The 17,834-nt window shown below is 71.1% G+C and carries 18 protein-coding genes and 1 tRNA gene; 9 read left to right on the forward strand and 10 right to left on the reverse strand.

Features of this window, described 5'->3' with window-relative positions; all coding sequences use genetic code 11:
- The 3 genes from AB0C16_RS17590 to AB0C16_RS17600 form a co-directional block, all read right to left on the reverse strand.
- Positions 1-1,089, reverse strand: a complete 1,089-nt coding sequence (locus AB0C16_RS17590) for a sugar ABC transporter substrate-binding protein (RefSeq protein WP_357683976.1) — start codon at positions 1,087-1,089, stop codon at positions 1-3.
- Positions 1,090-1,287: 198 nt separating this feature from the next.
- Positions 1,288-2,247, reverse strand: a complete 960-nt coding sequence (locus tag AB0C16_RS17595; RefSeq protein ID WP_357683979.1) for a sugar-binding domain-containing protein — start codon at positions 2,245-2,247, stop codon at positions 1,288-1,290.
- A 121-nt stretch (positions 2,248-2,368) separates the two neighbouring features.
- Complete coding sequence (locus AB0C16_RS17600; RefSeq protein ID WP_357683982.1) at positions 2,369-3,352, reverse strand: ArsR family transcriptional regulator; 984 nt, start codon at positions 3,350-3,352, stop codon at positions 2,369-2,371.
- Between the two features lie 104 nt (positions 3,353-3,456).
- Here AB0C16_RS17600 and AB0C16_RS17605 point away from each other — a divergent pair, with 104 nt between their 5' ends.
- Positions 3,457-4,668 (forward strand): MFS transporter, encoded by a 1,212-nt coding sequence (locus AB0C16_RS17605; protein ID WP_357683985.1) that lies wholly within the window; start codon positions 3,457-3,459, stop codon positions 4,666-4,668.
- A gap of 77 nt (positions 4,669-4,745) precedes the next feature.
- Here the strand turns inward: AB0C16_RS17605 and AB0C16_RS17610 are convergent, their stop codons facing one another.
- Complete coding sequence (locus tag AB0C16_RS17610; protein ID WP_357684164.1) at positions 4,746-5,747, reverse strand: LacI family DNA-binding transcriptional regulator; 1,002 nt, start codon at positions 5,745-5,747, stop codon at positions 4,746-4,748.
- Between the two features lie 115 nt (positions 5,748-5,862).
- Here AB0C16_RS17610 and AB0C16_RS17615 point away from each other — a divergent pair, with 115 nt between their 5' ends.
- Complete coding sequence (locus AB0C16_RS17615; protein WP_357683988.1) at positions 5,863-6,522, forward strand: (2Fe-2S)-binding protein; 660 nt, start codon at positions 5,863-5,865, stop codon at positions 6,520-6,522.
- Here the strand turns inward: AB0C16_RS17615 and AB0C16_RS17620 are convergent.
- A complete protein-coding gene (locus AB0C16_RS17620) occupies positions 6,500-7,063 on the reverse strand; it encodes a cysteine dioxygenase family protein (RefSeq protein WP_357683991.1) in 564 nt (187 codons plus the stop codon). The two genes, AB0C16_RS17615 and AB0C16_RS17620, sit on opposite strands and share 23 nt — an antisense overlap.
- Positions 7,060-7,935, reverse strand: coding sequence for an amidohydrolase (locus AB0C16_RS17625; RefSeq protein ID WP_357683994.1), 876 nt, complete (start codon positions 7,933-7,935; stop codon positions 7,060-7,062). The genes AB0C16_RS17620 and AB0C16_RS17625 overlap by 4 nt, the downstream gene beginning before the upstream one ends.
- Before the next feature lie 210 nt (positions 7,936-8,145).
- On the opposite strand from AB0C16_RS17625, the gene AB0C16_RS17630 reads away from it, so the two are divergent.
- Positions 8,146-9,105: a LacI family DNA-binding transcriptional regulator gene (locus AB0C16_RS17630; protein WP_357683997.1), complete on the forward strand. Its 960-nt coding sequence runs from the start codon at positions 8,146-8,148 to the stop codon at positions 9,103-9,105.
- A gap of 181 nt (positions 9,106-9,286) precedes the next feature.
- On the opposite strand, the gene AB0C16_RS17635 is transcribed toward AB0C16_RS17630, so the two are convergent.
- Complete coding sequence (locus AB0C16_RS17635) at positions 9,287-10,606, reverse strand: aromatic amino acid ammonia-lyase (protein ID WP_357684000.1); 1,320 nt, start codon at positions 10,604-10,606, stop codon at positions 9,287-9,289.
- A 3-nt stretch (positions 10,607-10,609) separates the two neighbouring features.
- Entirely contained in the window at positions 10,610-10,990 is a 381-nt protein-coding gene (locus AB0C16_RS17640) for a phage holin family protein (protein WP_357684003.1), read from the reverse strand.
- 136 nt (positions 10,991-11,126) lie between these two features.
- Here AB0C16_RS17640 and AB0C16_RS17645 point away from each other — a divergent pair, with 136 nt between their 5' ends.
- Positions 11,127-11,402, forward strand: a complete 276-nt coding sequence (locus tag AB0C16_RS17645; RefSeq protein ID WP_357684006.1) for a hypothetical protein — start codon at positions 11,127-11,129, stop codon at positions 11,400-11,402.
- On the opposite strand, the gene AB0C16_RS17650 is transcribed toward AB0C16_RS17645, so the two are convergent.
- Positions 11,399-12,172 carry an FAD:protein FMN transferase gene (locus AB0C16_RS17650; protein ID WP_357684009.1) on the reverse strand — a complete coding sequence of 258 codons (774 nt, stop codon included), beginning with the start codon at positions 12,170-12,172 and terminating at the stop codon, positions 11,399-11,401. The two genes, AB0C16_RS17645 and AB0C16_RS17650, sit on opposite strands and share 4 nt — an antisense overlap.
- A 59-nt stretch (positions 12,173-12,231) precedes the next feature.
- The gene (locus AB0C16_RS17655) at positions 12,232-12,909 is read right to left on the reverse strand and encodes a hypothetical protein (protein ID WP_357684012.1); all 678 of its coding nucleotides are present in this window, start codon (positions 12,907-12,909) and stop codon (positions 12,232-12,234) included.
- 72 nt (positions 12,910-12,981) lie between these two features.
- Here AB0C16_RS17655 and AB0C16_RS17660 point away from each other — a divergent pair, with 72 nt between their 5' ends.
- The 5 genes from AB0C16_RS17660 (at position 12,982) to AB0C16_RS17680 (ending at position 17,816) form a co-directional block, all read left to right on the forward strand.
- A complete protein-coding gene (locus tag AB0C16_RS17660) occupies positions 12,982-13,374 on the forward strand; it encodes an OsmC family protein (RefSeq protein ID WP_357684015.1) in 393 nt (130 codons plus the stop codon).
- Positions 13,375-13,630: 256 nt separating this feature from the next.
- Complete coding sequence (locus AB0C16_RS17665; RefSeq protein WP_357684017.1) at positions 13,631-14,554, forward strand: nucleoside hydrolase; 924 nt, start codon at positions 13,631-13,633, stop codon at positions 14,552-14,554.
- 46 nt (positions 14,555-14,600) lie between these two features.
- Positions 14,601-14,674: transfer RNA gene (locus tag AB0C16_RS17670), tRNA-Lys, on the forward strand.
- A gap of 492 nt (positions 14,675-15,166) precedes the next feature.
- Positions 15,167-15,379 (forward strand): hypothetical protein, encoded by a 213-nt coding sequence (locus AB0C16_RS17675; protein WP_357684020.1) that lies wholly within the window; start codon positions 15,167-15,169, stop codon positions 15,377-15,379.
- Positions 15,380-15,482: 103 nt separating this feature from the next.
- Positions 15,483-17,816, forward strand: coding sequence for a pyruvate dehydrogenase (locus AB0C16_RS17680; protein WP_357684022.1), 2,334 nt, complete (start codon positions 15,483-15,485; stop codon positions 17,814-17,816).
- Positions 17,817-17,834: the final 18 nt, after the last annotated feature.

Here is a 17,834-nt window from a genome sequence, read left to right on the forward strand (position 1 = left end):
CTACTTGATGCCGAGTTCGGCGCAGCCTTCGGCGTAGGCGCCGGTGCAGACCTCGGAGGCCTTCATGATCCCGCTGTCGAAGAGCACCTTGTTGATGTTCTCCTTGGTCACGACCGTGGGGATGAACAGCTCCGACGGTGTGTCGTAGAGCGTGGTCTTGCCGGCGGGCTTCTCGCCCTGCATGAACTGCCAGGCGACGTCGGCCGCGGCCTCGGCCACGATCTTGATCGGCTTGGAGATCGTGTTGTACTGGTCGCCAGAGATGATCCGCTGGGCGGCGGCCGTCTCGGCGTCGTTGCCCGTGACCGGCGGCACCTTGACCCCCGCGGCCTTGAACGCCGCGATGGTGCCACCGCCGGTGCCGTCGTTGGCCGCCACGACGCCGGCGATCTTGTCGCCGAACTGGGTGATCTGGCCGCTGACCCAGGTCTGCGCCTTCTCCGGCTGCCAGTCGGGGGTGTCGTACTCGGCGAGCAGCTCGAAGCCGCTCGGGTCGATCGCGCTGTGGATGCCCTTCTTGATCAGGCCGGCCGCGGCGTCCGTGGGGGAGCCGTTGACCTGGAGCAGGCCGCCCTCGATCTTCTCGGCCTTGAGGTGGTCGACCAGCGACTGGCCGATCATGGAGCCGATCTTCTCGTTGTCGAACGAGATGTAGTAGTCGGCGGGCGTCGCCGGGATCGGCCGGTCGTAGGCGATGACCGGCACCTGCTGCGCCTGCGCCGTCTTGACGATGGTGGCCGCGGCGGCCGAGTCGACCGGGTCGATCACGATGGCCTTGACGCCCTGCGCCAGCGCCGAGTTGGCCTGCTGCTGCTGCTTGGCGGCGTCGGAGTCGGCGTTCTGGTAGATGACCGTGCAGCTCGGGCAGAGCTGCTTCATCTTGGCCTCGAACAGCGGCTTGTCCTGCAGCTCGTACCTGGTCGACGCGAGGTCGGGCATGAGGAAGGCGACCTTGGCGTTCTCCGCGCCGCCGTTGCCGCCGGAGCCGGCGTCCGTGGTGCTGGTGCCGGAGCCGCAGGCGGACAGGGCCGCGCTTGCGATGACTGCCACCGCGGCGAACGCCGTGGTCCGCATCTGGGTTCTGTTCACGGGTCTTTTCCTCACTTGCTACGTCCTCGCGGAGGTGGTTGCGTCGCGTTCCCCCGAGTGCCGCAGGGCACAGGACCGCTCACACACGGCAACGCGCTGCGGTGCGACTCACGCTAGCGCGCCCTCAGAACTTTTGTCCAGCAAAAGTGTTCAGAGACTTTAAACGCCTGTGACCTGCTGTTAATCGCTCCAGACTAGTCAGCGGGTGGCCGCGAGGAGACTTTCGGCCGTCAGCGCGTCAGTGACGAGCCGGTTGAAGTAGCCGCCCCGCGCGCCGGCGATGATCGACACCACCTTCTCGGGGCCCACGGCCACCGCGATGGAGTAGGGGATGCGACGCAGGTCCTCCAGGCCGGTCGCCACCAGCCGCTCGCTGCCCGGATAACCGACGGGCTCGCCGTCGCGGTCGTAGAAGCGCGAGCACACGTCGCCCACGGCCTGGCGCAGGCTGTCGGCGTAGCGGGGCACGAAGGCGGGCACGACCTGCCGCATCAGCGGCGGCGAGCCGACGCCCACGATCGCGCACTTCGCCTGCGCCCACAGGTCCATGACCCTGCGGACCGACGGCTCGTGCTGCAGGGAGTAGAACAGCTCCGGGCCCGGCAGGGCGGGCGCGTAGAGGTAGCTCGGCACGCCGCCGACCCGCTCGGCCAGCAGGCGCGTGGTCTCGTTGGTCTGGAACCAGGGCTGCGGATCCTCCTGGCCGCCCACGGCCGGCGCGATCGTGACGCCGGGGAACCGGCCGAGCCCTTCGCGGGCGCACTCGTAGATCGTGCTGCCGGAGGAGACCAGGACCACGTCTCCCGAGGTCAGGCCCACCGCGGCGAGCGCTCTGGCCAGCCCCGGGGCCAGCCACGGGCCCAGTGTCGGGCCGCTGGCCTTGGGCACCAGGTAGACCCGCTCCAGGCGCAGCGCGGCGGCCACCTCGGCGGCCAGCGGGCCCTCCTCCAGCATGGCGGGCCGGTGCACCCGGATCTCGACGAGGCCGTGCTTGCGCGCCTCGGTCAGCAGCCGGCTCACGGTGGCCCTGCTTACGCCGAGCCGCTTGGCGATGTCGGCCTGCGTCGCGTCCTCGAGGTAATACTGCGAGGCGGCCGCGTACATCAGCTCCTGAGGGAACCGGGCCTGTGCCTCCGGTCCGATGTCGGCGGCATTCATGCGCGCGCTCCCTGGGGCTTGAACATTGTTGCTGAACGGATGCGCAACGACTATACCTTCGTGCTCTCCGGTGCACAGGCTAGCGATCCCCGCGTGCCCGCGACACGCCCGTACCGGGGGGTCAGGGTAGCGACCCCGCCATCAGGGCGTCGCCGAGCGGCGTGCGCGAGTAGAGGACGCTGCGCCCGGTGCGCGCGCGGGTGACGAGACCGGCGCCGCGCAGGGCGGCGAGGTGGCCGCCCGTGGTGCCGAGCCCCTGACCCAGCAGGGCCGCGAGATGCGTCGTGGTGGCCGGCACGGAGAGCTCGGCGAGAACCCGCGCCCGGGTGCGGCCGATCAGCAGCGCGAGGCCGGGCTCCGGCGCGGGCGGCTCCATGGCGATGCCGCGCGCCGGATAGACCAGCGCGTACGGCCAGGCCTCCTCCAGGTAGGCGCCGACGACGCCGAGGAACGCCGACGGGAGGAACAGCAGGCCCTTGCCGCCGAGCCGGTGCCGCTCGTCGCGGCTGCCCATCCGGATCTCGATGTACCCGTCACCGTGCCACCTGACCTGCGAGCTGAGATCGCCGAGCGCCGCGGCCCAGCCGTACGTCGCCAAACGCCCCGCCCGCTGGACCACGTCCCGCTCCAGCACCGCGTGGAAGCGCGGCCAGGCCAGTGAGACGATCTCCGCCCAGAGCGCCTCGTACGCGTCGGCCAGCAGCCGCACCACGTCGGGGCCGAGCAGCAGCTCGACGGCCCACGCGGCCACCGGGGGCCGGGCCGCCAGCACCGCGCCGATCTCCGCGTGCGCCTGGGCGACCGGAGTCGAGCGCATGGCGGCCAGCTCGGTCTCGAACGGCACGCTCAGCCCGGTGGGCGGCGGCGCGACGAAGTCGACGTTCGCGTGCCCCCTGTTGCCGGTGATCGCCGTCGCGGCCCGCAGCGCGGGATGCCGGCGTTCGAGCTCCCTGTACGTCTCGCGCCACCGTTCCACCCAGCGCCGGTGCACCCCCGCCTCGGACCTGCCCGACAGGACCCACTGCGCGTGCATGGTCTCGATCAACGGCGAGATCGCGAACCGGCTGGCCGCCACGTCCTGCGGGGTGATCTCGATCCTGAACACCTTTCGGTTATATCCGAAACAGTCGCCCCCCTCCGCCCCGGCGCACCAGCATCGTGACCGGCGGCCCCCTCCTCCCGGGGCCGCCGACCAGAGGAGCGTGGGACGTGACCGAACGCGGGGCCACCTTCGGTGAGGTGTTCGCGGTTCGCGAGTTCCGGGTGCTGTTCGGCAGCTTCGCGCTGCTGGTGTCCGGCGACTCGATCAAGATGCTGGCCCTGTCGGTGCTGGTGTACGCCCAGACCGGGTCGCCGGGACTGTCGGCCGCCGCCTACATGGCGGGCTGGCTGCCCTACATCTTCGGCGGGATGTTCCTGCTGTCGCTGGCCGACCGGCTGCCGCCACGGGCGGTGATGATCACCGGCGAGCTGGTCAGGGTGGCGGTCTGCCTCCTGCTCGCCTACGCCGGGCTGCCGGTGCCCGCGATGCTCGCGCTGGTGCTGGTGACCGGGCTGTTCTCGCCGGTGTTCGGTGCCGCGCGCAGCGCCCTGCTGCCCGAGGTGCTGCCCGGCGACGCCTTCGTGCTGGGCCGCTCGCTGCTCGGCGTCACCTCGGCCGGCGCCCAGGTCGCCGGGCTCGCCGTCGGCGGCGTCTTCCTCGCCGTCACCGGGCCGCACGGCGCGCTCGCGGTGACCGCCGGACTGTCCGCGGTGGCCGCCGTGGTGCTCAGGTTCGGCCTGCCATACCGGCCCGCCAGGGGCACGGCCGGGCGCGGCGCGGTGCGCACGACGCTCCGGGTCAACCGGCAACTGCTGGCCGACCGCCGCGTCCGCGGGCTGCTGCTGGCCTGCTGGCTGCCGACCGTGTGCCTGGCCGGGGCGGAGGCGATGGTCGTGCCCTACCTCGGCGGGCAGGGGCAGGCCGGGGTGGTGCTCGCGATGGCCGCCGTGGGCATGGCGGTGGGGGAGTTCGTCGTGGGCAGGTTCGTGGCCCCCGGCCTCAGGGAGCGGCTGTCGCTGCCGCTGGCCGTGCTGCTCGGACTGCCGTGGCTGGCCTTCCTCGCCTCGCCGGGAGTGGCCTGGGCCGCCGCGCTGGCCGCCGTGGCCGCCGCCGGGCTCTCCTACCAACTGGGACTGCAGCGGCGGTTCCTGGAGGCGGTGCCGGAGGCCGTGCGCGGGCAGGCGTTCGGGCTGCAGTCGGCCGGGCTGATGACCGGGCAGGCCGTGGGCGCGGCGCTGATCGGGGTGCTCGGCGAGGCGCTCGGCCCCGGGCCGGCCATCGTCGCGGCCGGTGGCGCGGGCGTCCTCGTCGCGCTCGCGCTCGCCGGCGCGCTCCGGCCCGAGCCGGTGGCGGCCACCCGGCCGTCCCCCGGCACGTGACGTCGGCGGTCCTCCGGCGTGTGACCTTGGCGGTCTCCGGCGGATGAGCCTCGAGGGGGGAGGTCAGGCGGGTGGGTTCAGGGTGGGTTCAGGGTGGGTTCAGGGGTGAGGGCGGGGGGTTGCTCGCCCGAGCCGCGGGGGATGAGGCGGACCGCCAGTTCGTGGTGCTCGGAGGGGCCCTCGTCGCCCGCCAGGCGGCGGAACAGCAGCTCGGCCGCCCGCCTGCCCATCCCGGCGGGATCCTGGGCCACCACGGTCACGCCGGGGCTGAGCAGGTCGGCCAGCTCGAAGTCGTCGAAGCCCACCAGCGCCAGGGGCTGCCCGCCCAGGACGCGCAGCGCGGTGACGGTGAGCCGGCCGTTGCCCGTGAACAGCGCGGTGGGCGGCCGGTCGAAGGCCAGCATGCGGTCGAGGTCGGCCCGCACGGTCTCGGGCGAGGGCGGCCGCATCGACACCAGCCGCTCGTCGAACAGGTGCCCCAGAGCGTCCCGGTAGCCGTGCAGCCGCCGGGCGGCGGTGAAGATCGACGGAAGGTCGCCGAGGAACGCGATCCGGCGGTGGCCATGGGCGAGCAGGTGCCGGGTGGCCAGCCGGGCGCCGCCCGCGTTGTCGCTGAGCACGGTGTCCACGTCGAGCCCCGGGCCCGGCGGCCGGTCCACGAACACCGCAGGGGTGCCCGCGTCCAGCTCGGGACGCAGGTAGGAGTGGTCGCCGCCGGCCGGCACCACGATCAGCCCGTCGACCCTGCGCGCGCAGAACGTGCGGATCAGCTCGCGCTCCCTGTCGGGCTCCTCGCCCGACGAGCCGGTCAGCAGCAGGCAGCCGTGCGTGATGGCGACGTCCTCCACCGCGCGGCTGAGCACCGAGTAGAAGGGATCGGCCACGTCCTCGATGACCAGGCCGACGGTCGAGGTGCGGCCCCTGCGCAGCACCCTGGCGCTCTCGTTGCGGCTGTAGCCCAGCCGGTCTATGGCGTCGCGCACGCGCTCCGCCGTGACCGGGTTGACCCCCGGCTCGCCGTTCACGACCCGGGAGACGGTCTTGAGCGCCACCCCCGCGGCCGAGGCGACGTCCTTCATCGTCGGTCTCACGCTCGGATCATGTCCCATGTCGGACGTACAGACAACGTTGTCAACTCCGGATGCCCAATGCTTTAGGTTAGGCTTACCTATGGTCGTAGGAGGGGGTTCCGGCGTGCTGACCGAGGTGCTCGAGCGCATGGCCGCCGAGCGGGGCGGGGTGATCGGGGTCGAGCCCGGTCTCGTGGTCTCGCCCGACGAGAGCTGGACACCGGCTTCGGAGCTGCTCCGCGCGCCGCATCACCTGCTCGGCAGGCTGGTCGACGAGACGGCCGCGCGCTGGAACGCTCCGCGGCACGTCGGCGCGGCGCTGTTCTGGAAGACCTACGCCTACTGGCACACGATGCCGATGGCGCTCGGCTGGGCGCTGGACGGCCGGATCCCGATCATGCGGCTGGCCGACACCTACTTCAGGGTGTCGGATGCCGGGGTGACGATCGCGGCCTCCCGGGTGAGCTGGGCGTCCGGCGCGGGCGCGATCGGCGGCGCGCTCGCCGAGTCGCAGGAGCCGCTGGTGCGCGCCATCAGCGCGATGGCCAAGGTGGGCGAGCGCACCCTGTGGGGCTCGACCGCCGAGGCGTTCGCCCACCCGCTGACCCTGCTCGCGCCCGCCGACTACATGGAGCTGCTGAGAGAGATCGGCCGGCCGGTCGACGGGCTGATCGAGCCGACCGGCGACGGCTACTTCCGCAGGACCTGCTGCCTGTGGATCACGCTGCCCGACGCCGAGCCCTGCGGAAGCTGCTGCGTGCTCAGGCCACCGCGTCGTCCATAGGGCGCGGCTCGCCGGTCTCCATGGGCCGCAGCTCGTCGGCGTAGCTCACCGAGACGCGGCGCATCACGCCGGTGGCGTCGATCGAGTACTGGCCGAGCCGCCAGAGCGGCGGCGAGTAGGCGTGGATCGAGACGCTGTGGTCCGTCGTGCCGGTCAGCCGGTGGATGTGGTCGGGGCCGAACGAGAACGACCGTCCCTCCGCCATCACCGTCTCCAGGTGCTCGCCGCCGATGCGCGGGTTGCACTCGAGCAGAGCTCCCTGGACCACGTGGACCGCGCCCGAGGAGATGTCGTGGTCGTGCCAGCCGGTGTCGTCCTCGGGCCGCCAGCACAGCAGCCACACGTCCACGTACGCGTCGCGGTAGAGCGAGGCGTAGTGCCGCCCGCCGCCCGCGGGGAAGTCGACCTGGTCGCGCCACTCCTCGGGACGCGCGGCCAGGTCGTCCACCAGGTCACGGAGCTCACGCCGGTCGAGCGTGCGCTCCGGGAGCCGGGCGCAGGCGCCCCCGTCCTGGATCTGGTGGATGGTGTGCTCGCTCACGTGCGAAACTCCTCTCTTCCGAGTAGACGTCCGCCGAGTAGACGACGGGGGTTGGTGACCCGGATGGCGTGCCCGGCGGCCTCACCCAGGCCCGGGTCGGGTGCGGTGGCGTAGGGGGCGTCGGAGCCGTTGACGACGACGTCGACGCCCAGCTCGCGGACGATCGCGTCGATCGCACGCGGACCGTACGACGAGGTCTCCACGAAGAAGCCGGTGTCTATCTGGCCCCGGCCGTCGCCGCCACGGGTGATCAGCCGCTCGGAGTGCAGCGGGGCCAGACCGGCGAGCAGCGCGAAGCAGACGCGCAGCCTCGGGTGCCGTGGCCTGACGATGGCGTGGAAGTAGTGCCAGGAGGCGTGCATCTGCTGCACGTACGGCACCAGCGCGGGCCACCAGGCGGGCATGCCGGGCGCGCCCTGGGCCGGGCCCGGGTGGACGAAGAGCGGCAGGTCCCTGGCGGCGAGCACGTCCAGGAGCCGGTCGTCGGGCACGGCCGTGGCCGGGATCTGCAGCCCGGCGAACCCCCGGTCGAGGTCGGCGGCCAGGCGGTCGGGGTCGGGCTCGCTGTGGCAGGTGGCGGCCCAGGCGCCGAACGGCGGCCCGAGCCCGAGCGCGCCCTCGTGGTAGGCGTCGATCAGCGGCCAGGCCTCCTCCGGCGGGAGGGATTCGATGCCCAGCGGGCTGGACAGGGAGACCAGGGCGAGCTCCAGGCCCGTGGTGTCCCTGCTCGCGTGGTCGGCCGGGTCCACCTGGTAGGGGGGCTCGCCGTCCAGGATCAGGGTCCACCCATCGAGGCGGGGCGGGGAGGTGCGGGCGCGAAGCGCCTCGACGAACGAGCCGGTCCACAGGTGCTGGTGCACGTCGATGCCCACGGTCACCCCCTCCCCGTATTTCCTACTTAGATTATCGGTAAACCTATCACCTGGTGAAGCGGGGTTGTGAACCGCTTCAGTGATACGGTTCAGTGAACCGCTTCACCTCAGTTGTGTCAATGGGTCCGCGTTCCTTCGCGGGCAGGCGAAAATGTCGGTGCCACGCAATAAGCTGGCGGGATGCCTCGCAAGAGAGCGACTATCCGAGAGGTGGCCCAGGCGACCGGCCTGTCACCCGCGGCCGTCTCCTATGCCCTGCGGGGCCTCCAGGTGTCCGAGGAGACGATGGAGCGGGTCCGGGCCGCCGCGGCCGAGCTGGGCTACGAGGCCGATCCCATCGCCAGGGCGCTGGCCAGCGGCCGCACCGGCATGATCGGCCTGCTCTGCGGCTCGCTCGAAGACCTCTGGCAGCAGTCGCTGGCCGTCGGCATCAGCAGGGGCCTGCGCGAGAAGGATCGCTACGCCCTGATCCTCGACGCCGTCGGCGACCCCGCGCGCGAGCGCGCTCTGGCCCAGCAACTGCGCGACCAGCGCGTCGACGGGATGATCGTGCAGCCCGTCGATCCCGCCGCGCCGTTCTGGCCCGCGCTCTGCGAGACGCTGCCCGTGGTCGCGATCGGCGACTCGCTGGCCGGCACGGCGGGCGAGGTCGTCTTCGACAACCGCCGCGGCGTCACGCTCGCGCTCGAGCACCTCAAGGGCAAGGGCCACCGCCACGTCGCCGTCCTCACCCCGACCCGGCCGAGCACCCCCGACCGTCCCGCCGACGTCCACGTCACCGCCGAGGCCGACCGCCTCGGGCTCGACATCGAGGTGGCCACCGCCTCCCACGGGCTCGCCGCGGCGACGGAGGCCGCTCATCGCGTCCTGCGCGACGGCCGGCCGAGCGCGGTCTTCTGCTTCGCCGACTCGATCGCCTACGGGGTCTACGCCGCGGCGGCCGAGCGGGGGCTGTCGATCCCCGGCGACATTTCGGTCATGGGCTACGACGACCACCCCATGTCCGGCCTGCTCACGCCGGGGCTCACCACGGTCGACTGGGACATCGACGGCATCGTGCGGGCCGCGGTCCGCCTCATCAGCGCGGCGGCCGACGGCGCCACCCGCCGTCGCCGCGTCGTCCAGCAACCCACCCTGCGCGAGCGCGGCTCGGTCCTGTCGCGCTCGTGACGGCGCGTGCTCCAGCGACCCCACCCTGCGCGGGCGGGGCTCGGTTGTCGTGCTCGTGACGGCGCGAGTGCCCCAGTGGTTCATCCTGCGTGGCCGAGGTTCGGTCCTGTCGCGCTCGTGGCGGTGAGTGCTCCAGCGGAAAATCCTGCGAAGGGTCGGTCGTGGCGCGAATCTCGGGGGCTCAGGGAGCCGTGAGGGCCCTTCTGGCGTCCTCGATGTCCGCGGTGAGGGGGCGGTCCGGCACGGGCTCGCCGAGGGCGCGGGTGGCGGCCACCCGCTCGCAGGCCAGCACGATCTCCAGCGGCTCCAGGCAGCGCAGGGCGTGGCGGGCGGCCTGTGTGGCGAACCCCGCGTGGTCCTCCGCGCCCCGGGAGATCACCGCGGTGCCGGTCGTGACCGGGGTCGCCAGGTGCCGGAGCTCGGCCAGGGCGTCCTGGGCGACGTACTCGAGGATCAGCACCCCCGAGCCGCCGGTCCGGCCGGCGAGGAAGGGCGGCCGGCCCGTGTATCCGGGCTCCATCAGCGTGGCCAGGCGTGCCGTGCTCAGCTGGGCCGCCGGCACCAGGGCCGCGCGCAGCGTGTCGAGCACGAGGGCGACCGGCGCCGAGTGGAAGTTGCCGTTGTGCCAGGCCAGCGAGCCGGCGATGAGGGGGTTCTCGGTGGCGGAGTTGAGATCGGTCTCGATCACCTGCTCCGCCCTGGCCAGCGCGTCGACCGTGGCCCCGTGCACCTGGGCGAACGCGCGGAAGCCGTAGGGGTCCTGGATCCGCGTGCCGGGCCGGTCGCCGAGCAGCTCGCGCAGGCGCGCGGCCGTGATCGCCTGGCCGGGGTGCGGACGCGCCTCCTGTACGAGCGCCGCCACCGGCTCGGCCGAGGCGCCGGTGGCCCCGAAGGAGAGGGCGGCCACGTCGACGGCGGCGTCGAGCAACCCGCGCAGCCGGTGGCAGGCGAGCGCCGCGTCGGCCAGCGTGGCGGCGCCCGAGCTGATGAACGGCAGCGCGTCACCGGAGGCCAGCGGGTAGTGAGGCGCCGGCACACCGTCGGGCCCGGTCCGCCAGCCCATCTCGCCCAGCAGGCACAGGGCGGTGGTGGCCAGCGCGGTCAGGTCGCCCGTGCCGATCGCCCCGTAGGTGCGGATCGGCGGGGTGAATCCCGCGTTGATCGCCTCGGCCAGCACGGGCAGCAGCCCGGGATCGACCCCCGAGCCGCCGGCGAGGAGCTGGTTGAGCCGGACCGCGAGCATCCCCCTGGCCTGTTCGGCCGGCACCAGCGCGCCGGCCCCGCCCGCGTGGCTGCGCAGCAGATCGAGACCGCCACCCTCGACCTGGATGTCCTTGTTCGCCCCGACGCCGGTGCTCCGTCCGTAGACCGGGCCGGTCAGCTCCTGGGCGGTGCCCCACGCGGCCCGGGCCCGATCGAGCGAGCCGATCGTGACCTGGGCCGTGCCGTACGCCACCGCGTGCACCTGCGCGCAGGTCAGCCCGGCGCCGTCGAGCTCCATGAGTCAGTCGTTGTCGGGGATGAGCAGGCCGAGCACCCAGCTGACCAGGCTGATGATGATCGCGCCCCAGAAGGCGGCGGGGTAGAAGTCGTCGACGTGGAAGGGGATGCTGAACTGGCCGGCGATCCAGCTGGTCAGCAACAGCATGGCCGCGTTGATGACGAGAAGGAACAGGCCGAGCGTGAGCACGATGATCGCGCAGCCGAGCGCCTTGACGATCGGCTTCACGATGGCGTTGACCAGGCCGAAGATCAGGGCGACGATCAGCAGCGTGCCCCAGTATTCGGGGGAGTATTCGGTGGTCGTGATCTTGATGCCGTCCAGGACCTGGACCGCGACCCAGAGGGCGACCGCGGCCGCCAGGGTTCTGATGATGAATCTCACGCTGGTGGATCCTCCCATTTCTGATCGGCGCTCGATAGGGGCGGCAGGCACCACGCTATGTGCCCGCCGATCATCTCGCGCGGACATCGGTTATGGGGCTCCAGGTTGGGGAAGGGGCGTGCAGGGAGGGGGCGAGATGAACACCGAGGGCTTGGAGTCGTTGCCGACCAGCGAGCTGCACGACCGCGCGGTCCGCTACGCCGTGCGCCACGGGGATCTGGAATTCCTGTGGAACCTGCTGAAGGTCATTCCCGCGGCCGAGGCCGCCACCGGTCACGAGACCGAGACCACCGCCGACCTCAGCCGGGTGTCCGCGCTGCTGAGCGACGCCATCGCGGCCGGTGAGGGCGAACTCGGCGAGGCACTGCGCCCCGTCTACATCGACTACCTGGCCAAGCACCCCGAGGCCTAGCCGGCCAGCTGCGCCTCCGGCTCGACGTACTCCGCGAACCCAGGGGTGCTCACTTCCCTCCCGTCCCGCTCGATGATCATGGTCTGGTACGGCCCCTTCGCCAGGTCCGCGGCGAAGCCCCTGGCCGGCACCGGGCCCATGGCGTACAACGCGGTGGCGTAGGCGTCGGCCACCCCGAGGTCGGGGCCGAGCACCGTGACCGAGCTGAGCCCGTGCTGCCGACGGCCGGTGCGCGGGTTGACGATGCGGGAGCCGCCCGAGGTGGCGATGCCGAGATCGTGGCCGTGGACGACCTTGCGCAGCAGGCCCGTATGGGGGTCGCGAATCCCGACGCTCCAGGGCTTGCCGGGAGTGGCCGAGCCGCGCAGCCTGATGTCGCCGCCCGCGTTGATGCGGTGGTCGCCCGCGCCGGCCATGACCAGGCCGCGCGAGAGCCGTTCGAGTGCCCAGCCCTTGATGTAGCCCGATGGGTCGACGACGCCGTTGATGCGGGCCTCGAACCAGCCGCCGGTCGCCTCGCTGAGCTCGTCGCAGCGGTGCAGCACCTCGATGAGCTCGGGGATCTGTTTGATGGTCTGGCCTCGGTTGAGCCGTCCGATCTGGCTGGTCTCGTTCAGGGGGTTGAACGTGTCGTCCACCCAGTGCAGCCAGGCGAAGGCGTTGTCGAGCAGGGGAGTCAGTTCTCGTCGCGGCAGGGCCGTGCGGATGTCAACGCTGACCGTTATGCCGCTGACCATCTCGACACGGGCGCTTCCGGGGAAAGTCGTCACCTTGCCTCCTTGTCCGTTGCCCACCGTCCCACGAGACGCGTAATGTCGCGCTAAGCCCTTTACCGACGCTTGACGCCGTTCATCCGGACTTGGGTGTTGGGCACGGCCAGGCGGGCCAGGGCGCCGCGGACGTATCTCGTGAAGGTGCGCGGACCCGCCACGATCACTTCACGCTCGGCGATGTCCGGCACCTGCCGGCGCAGCCCCGAGGCGCTGATGCGCTCCTTGACCCGCGGGTCGTGCTCGTCACCGGTGACCAGCACCAGGGCGTATCTGCTCTCGAGGTCGCGCAGCTCGTCGGTGACGCGGTCGGCGCGGTAGACCGCCATGGTGTCGTCGGTGCGGCCGGTCAGCAGCTCACGCAGCTCCGAGGGGTCCAGGCCGGACACGATGAGCAGCGACTTCCTGGGCGCCGAGGGCCCGGCGTGGCTCCAGACCGCCGTCACGGCCGCCAAGCCGTACAGGATGAGCGAGCCGGTGCGGCTGAGGCCGGTCACGTGGGTGGCCGGGCCGAACTGGTGGGCCAGCACCAGCGCGCCGACGGGATAGCCGGCGAAGCGCAGGCGCCGCCTGGCCGGCTCGGACAGGTCCGCCGCCTTGACGGAGAGCAGCCCGAGCGCCACGAGCGCCGCCGCGGCGGCCAGGGTGGCGGGCCGCAACGGGTGGCCGAACTCCGGCCGCAGCGCGCCGAACTCGGCCACCGCGACGCCGCCCCAGAAGAGGAGGGGCCACTGCATCGGTCGCATGTCACCAACCATGCCTTGACCATGAGCGGTGAACATGAGAGCCACCTGAGTAAGGTCTAAAACATGGCTAACGTACGCGTTGAACGGACAGAGGACGGTGGATTCCGGGCCACGAACGCCCGCGGCGCCGAGGTCCTGATGGGCAGTGGCGACGAGGAAGGGGCGTTCACCCCGGTCGAATTGCTGCTGGCGGCGGTCGGCGGCTGCAACATCGTGACGGTGGAGCCCCTCACCGCCAAGCGCGGTCACAGGCTCGTCCGCCTGGCGATGACAGTGGAGGCCGTGAAGGTCGAACCCAACCGGCTCGGCCCGGTCACCATCACCTACGACGTCGAGTTGCCCTCCCCGGAGGCCGAGGAGGTCTATCGGGCGGTGGCGACCAGGGTGCACGAGAAGTACTGCACGGTGAGCAGGTCGCTGGAGGAGGGAACCGAGGTCCGTTTGGAGGTTCCGTAGCCTGATTAGGTCGATATTCGACCCCGTTATGACGCGTCCGTTGCATTCGTCTCGGTAGTGTCGAGGCAGGTCAAGAGTCCTGCGACTGACTAGCAGACCTTTACCGAAGCGGACGCGGAGGGGGACCGTCGTCTGCAGAGCGGGACCGCCGGCGGCTTTTGGGGGAAAGTGCGCCGGCCTGGACCGCCGAAAGATCGGGGCCGGGCGGCTTTGGGGGAAACCGCCCGGCCCCGATTTCTGCGTACAGTACGTTCGCGTGACGAAAGTTCTCATCGACTGCGACCCCGGCATCGACGACGCGCTCGCCCTGGCGCTCGTGGCCGGCTCCCCGTCGCTCGACCTCGCCGGCATCACCACGGTCGCCGGCAACGTCGACCTCGCGCGGACCACCGCGAACGCGCTGGCGCTCAGGGAGTTCCTCGACCTCGGTGACGTGCCCGTGGCCGCCGGCAGCGCCGGCGCCCTGCTCCGCGAGGACGTCCGCGCGGTCCGCACGCACGGCGTCTCCGGCCTCGGTGACGCCGATCTCCCGTCGCCGGTCCGCCCCGCGTCGCCCGGCCACGCGGTCGACCTCATCGTCGACACGCTCCGGGACGCGCCCGGCGAGATCACCCTGGTCGCGACCGGCCCCCTGACCAACATCGCCCTCGCCGTACGCCGCGAGCCGCGCGTCGTCGAATGGGCCGGCGACTTCGTCATCATGGGCGGCACCTACACCCGGGGCAACCACACCCCGGCGGCCGAGTTCAACATCGCCGCCGACCCGGAGGCCGCCTCGATCGTCTTCGACGCCGGCTGGACCGTCACCATGCTGGGCCTCGACGTCACCCTCACCGCCCTCGTCACGACGCCCGTCCTCGACCGGATGCGCCCCCTCGGCCGGCTGTCCACCCTGCTCGTGCCCGCCGCGTCCTCCTACGGCATGGTCACCGCCGAGGGCGGCCCCGCCATCCACGACGCCTGCGCGGTCGCGTACGTGCTGGATCCGTCGCTGTTCACCTGTGTCCCGGCTGTCGTGCGGGTCGAGACGGCCGGGCGCTACACCTCCGGGATGACGGTGACCGACTTCGCCCCGCGCGACCGCCGGCCGAACGCCCTGGTCGCGACCTCGCTGGACGTCTCCCGCTTCTGGGACATGGTGCTGGACGCGTATTCCCGGCTGGGAGAGCGGCTCGATTGATGTGCGCGGCGGTATGCGGCTGCTGCTACAGTTACTTCTGTCGCAAGCGCCGCTAGCTCAGTTGGTCAGAGCAGCTGACTCTTAATCAGCGGGTCCGGGGTTCGAGTCCCTGGCGGCGCACCGATCGAAAGTCCAAGTCAGTGAAGCTGACCTGGGCTTTCTTCATTTGGAGCCCAACCCGCCGGTGGCCCATGCTCCATCGCGATCATGATTGTCCCCTCTACCCGCTCCATGACGGCCGTGACTACGCGGCGTTCGGTTGCCTCTTCGGCGTCCGTAACTGGCTCGGCTGGACTCCGGTCGCGGCCAGCCGGGGCCTACCGGCCGACGTGTCGGAACCGATCCGTACCGACTATGCGAACGAGCTCGGTGCTGCCCTTCATGGCTGCACGTGGGTGTCGTGGGCGGAGCTGCGTGAGCTGGACATGGCAGTCCGTCCGGCCGCACGGGGATGCATCACATCCGACCAGGACAAGACTCGCCAGTCTATGAATATCGGATTGACGACCAGTGGCCCGATGAGGTTGTCGAGCAGTACTACCGGTACGCCGCCGGGCTCACCGCAGCCCAGGTCGTGACCGCCTCCAACGACGATTCCTGCGCGAGCTGGGGGTGGACTCCGAGAGCGTCCCGGAATATCTGGACGATCTGGCCCGCATGTATTGGGCGCAGTTCGCCGATCGACGGGTCCTCCTCCTGCTGGACAACGCTTTGAACGAGCAGCAGGTGCGTTCGCTGCTGCCGGGGAGCGCGAGCTGCGCGGTGCTGATCACGAGCTGCGCCCGGCTGGTGGCGCATGGTCGAGCGGGGCTGGCTGCGGCATAGGAGCATCGGGGCAAGACCACGCAACCCCCAATCCTGCTCTTGATAATTTCTCATCACTGCTGATATTTTTCTCGCACCAAGCATCAACTCCTGTGGGGTTTCTATGACCGCACTTCCCATCTCTCCTCCGGACATCGGCCTGCTGCATCAGGTGGAGGACAGGGTGTTGTGGCTCAGCGCAGCCGTCGTTCACCACGCGAACACGGTGCGCCCCAGCCGCTCCGGGGTGAAGGTCGGAGGGCACCAGACATCCAGCGCCTCGATGACGTCGATCATGACGTCCCTGTGGTTCACGCACCTGTCGGCTGACGATCTCGTGTCAGTCAAACCGCATGCTGCACCGGCGCTGCACGCGATCAACTACCTACTGGGAGACCTGGACCCGCGATACCTCACCGAACTTCGCGCCTACGGGGGCCTGCAGAGCTATCCCAGCCGCCGCAAGGATCCCGATCGCGTCGACTTCTCCACGGGCTCGGTCGGGATCGGCGCCACGGCCGCGGTGTGGTCTTCGCTCAGCAACCGGTACGCCGCCGACCACCTCGGCGTGTCCGCTGATCGCCGACACATCTCCCTGCTCGGCGATGCCGAACTCGACGAGGGTGCGTGCTGGGAGGCGGTGGCCGATCCCCTCGTCGGGTCACTGGGCAGGGTGCTCTGGGTCGTCGACCTGAACCGGCAGTCGCTGGACCGGGTCATTCCCGGCATTGAGGCGGACCGGCGGATCAGAATGTTCGAGGGGGCCGGCTGGCACGTCCAGGTTTTGAAGTACGGCACCCGGCTCCAGGAGATCTTCCGTCTGCCCGGGGGACAGGACCTGCGGCGTCGCCTTGATGCCATGACCAACGAGGAGTACCAGCGGCTCCTGCGGCTGCCTACGGAACAGCTGCGCGAGCGACTGCCGGGCAACGGCCCGGGCGCTCGGGCGATCGCCGGTCTGATGAGTGAGCTCGACGAAGAGACCCTGTATGCCGGGGTGCGGAACCTGGGCGGTCATGACCTGCAAGCGTTGACCAACGCCTACCGGGGCGCCGACCTCGTGTCGGACCGTCCGTCGGTTGTCTTCGCCTATACGGTGAAGGGCTGGCGCCTGCCCGGCCAGGGGCATCCGCGGAACCACTCGGCGCTCATCTCCGCTGCGCAGTATGAGCAGCTGGCGCGGGACCTCGGGGCGGATCCGGAGGACCCGTGGCGGCGTTTTCCCGAGGACTCGCCGGAGGCCGCCCTGTGCGAGGCGACAGGCCGGAGGCTGATGCGGGCGCAACTGCCCTCGAGCGTCCCGCCCACCGTCCCGCCAGAGGTGAGCAATGGACACCGGGGCCGGCTGACGACGCAGCAGAGCCTCGGTCGGGTCCTCCTCGACCTCAGCCGGCGCGCCCCCGACGTCGCGCGGCGCGTGGTGACGGTTTCGCCGGACGTGGCGTCGTCGACGAACCTGGGCGGTTGGATCAACAAGGTCGGGGTGTGGTCGGCCGGGGAACGCGCCAACTGGTTCTCCGACGATCCCGATTCGGTGCTGCGGTGGGACGAGACCCCCTCCGGCCAGCACATTCCCCTGGGCATCGCCGAGGTGAACCTCGTGGGCCTCCTCGGGGAGCTCGGCGCGACGTGGTCGCGGTACGGGCAACCCCTGCTCCCCATCGGGACGATCTATGACCCGTTCGTCGCCCGGGCGTTGGAGCCATGGTCGTTCGCCATCTACGCCGGAGGCCAGTTCATCCTGGTCGGCACCCCGTCGGGAGTCACCCTCGCCCCCGAGGGCGGTGCCCATCAGTCGATCACCACCCCGTCCCTCGGCCTGGAACAGCCGGAGTGTGTCAGCTGGGAGCCGGCGTTCGCCATGGACCTGGAATGGATCCTGATGCACGCGCTGAGCCGCATTGGAAGGAGAGGAGGCGAGAGCGCCTATCTCCGGCTGAGCACCCGCCCGGTTGATCAGTCGCTGGCGCTGGTGCCGGCGATTTCGGCGGCCAGGGAGGCTCGACGCAGGGCCGTGCTTTCCGGGGGATATCTTCTTCAGACGCTGCCCGGCGCGGACGGGCGGGCGGTGACGCTGGTCGGGGTAGGGGCCGTGCTTCCCGAGGTCATCGCAGCGGCGGAGAGCCTGAACCGCCGGGGCGTCGCCGTCGACCTCGTCTGCCTCACCAGCCCCGATCTCATCTACCGCGCATGGCGGACCTCCCGAGGGTTGTCCGGTGACGGCGATCCGCGGGTGCTCGACGAGTTGTTCCCCGGCGATGACGTCCGGCCCATCGTCGCGGTCATCGATGGGCATCCGCACACGATCGACTGGCTGGGCGCGATCCGGGGAGCGCCCATAGCCACCCTCGGAGTGGACGGCTTCGGGCAGTCCGGTGACGTTCCGGATCTCTACCGGCATTTCGGAATCGACAGCGAGAGCATCGTCTCCCGCGCGCTGTCCCTCATCTCGCACTGATCCGACACTTGGAGTGGC

Source organism: Nonomuraea sp. NPDC048916 (assembly GCF_040649575.1).
Taxonomy (GTDB): domain Bacteria; phylum Actinomycetota; class Actinomycetes; order Streptosporangiales; family Streptosporangiaceae; genus Nonomuraea.

Bases quoted from the DNA above. Each gene is read 5' to 3' on its own strand.
- AB0C16_RS17610 (WP_357684164.1), bottom strand. From the start codon at position 5,747: ATGAAGGACGTCGCCTCGGCCGCGGGGGTGGCGCTCAAGACCGTCTCC.
- AB0C16_RS17595 (WP_357683979.1), bottom strand. From the start codon at position 2,247: ATGAATGCCGCCGACATCGGACCGGAGGCACAGGCCCGGTTCCCTCAG.
- AB0C16_RS17645 (WP_357684006.1), top strand. From the start codon at position 11,127: ATGAACACCGAGGGCTTGGAGTCGTTGCCGACCAGCGAGCTGCACGAC.
- AB0C16_RS17655 (WP_357684012.1), bottom strand. From the start codon at position 12,909: ATGCAGTGGCCCCTCCTCTTCTGGGGCGGCGTCGCGGTGGCCGAGTTC.
- AB0C16_RS17635 (WP_357684000.1), bottom strand. From the start codon at position 10,606: ATGGAGCTCGACGGCGCCGGGCTGACCTGCGCGCAGGTGCACGCGGTG.
- AB0C16_RS17660 (WP_357684015.1), top strand. From the start codon at position 12,982: ATGGCTAACGTACGCGTTGAACGGACAGAGGACGGTGGATTCCGGGCC.
- AB0C16_RS17680 (WP_357684022.1), top strand. From the start codon at position 15,483: ATGACCGCACTTCCCATCTCTCCTCCGGACATCGGCCTGCTGCATCAG.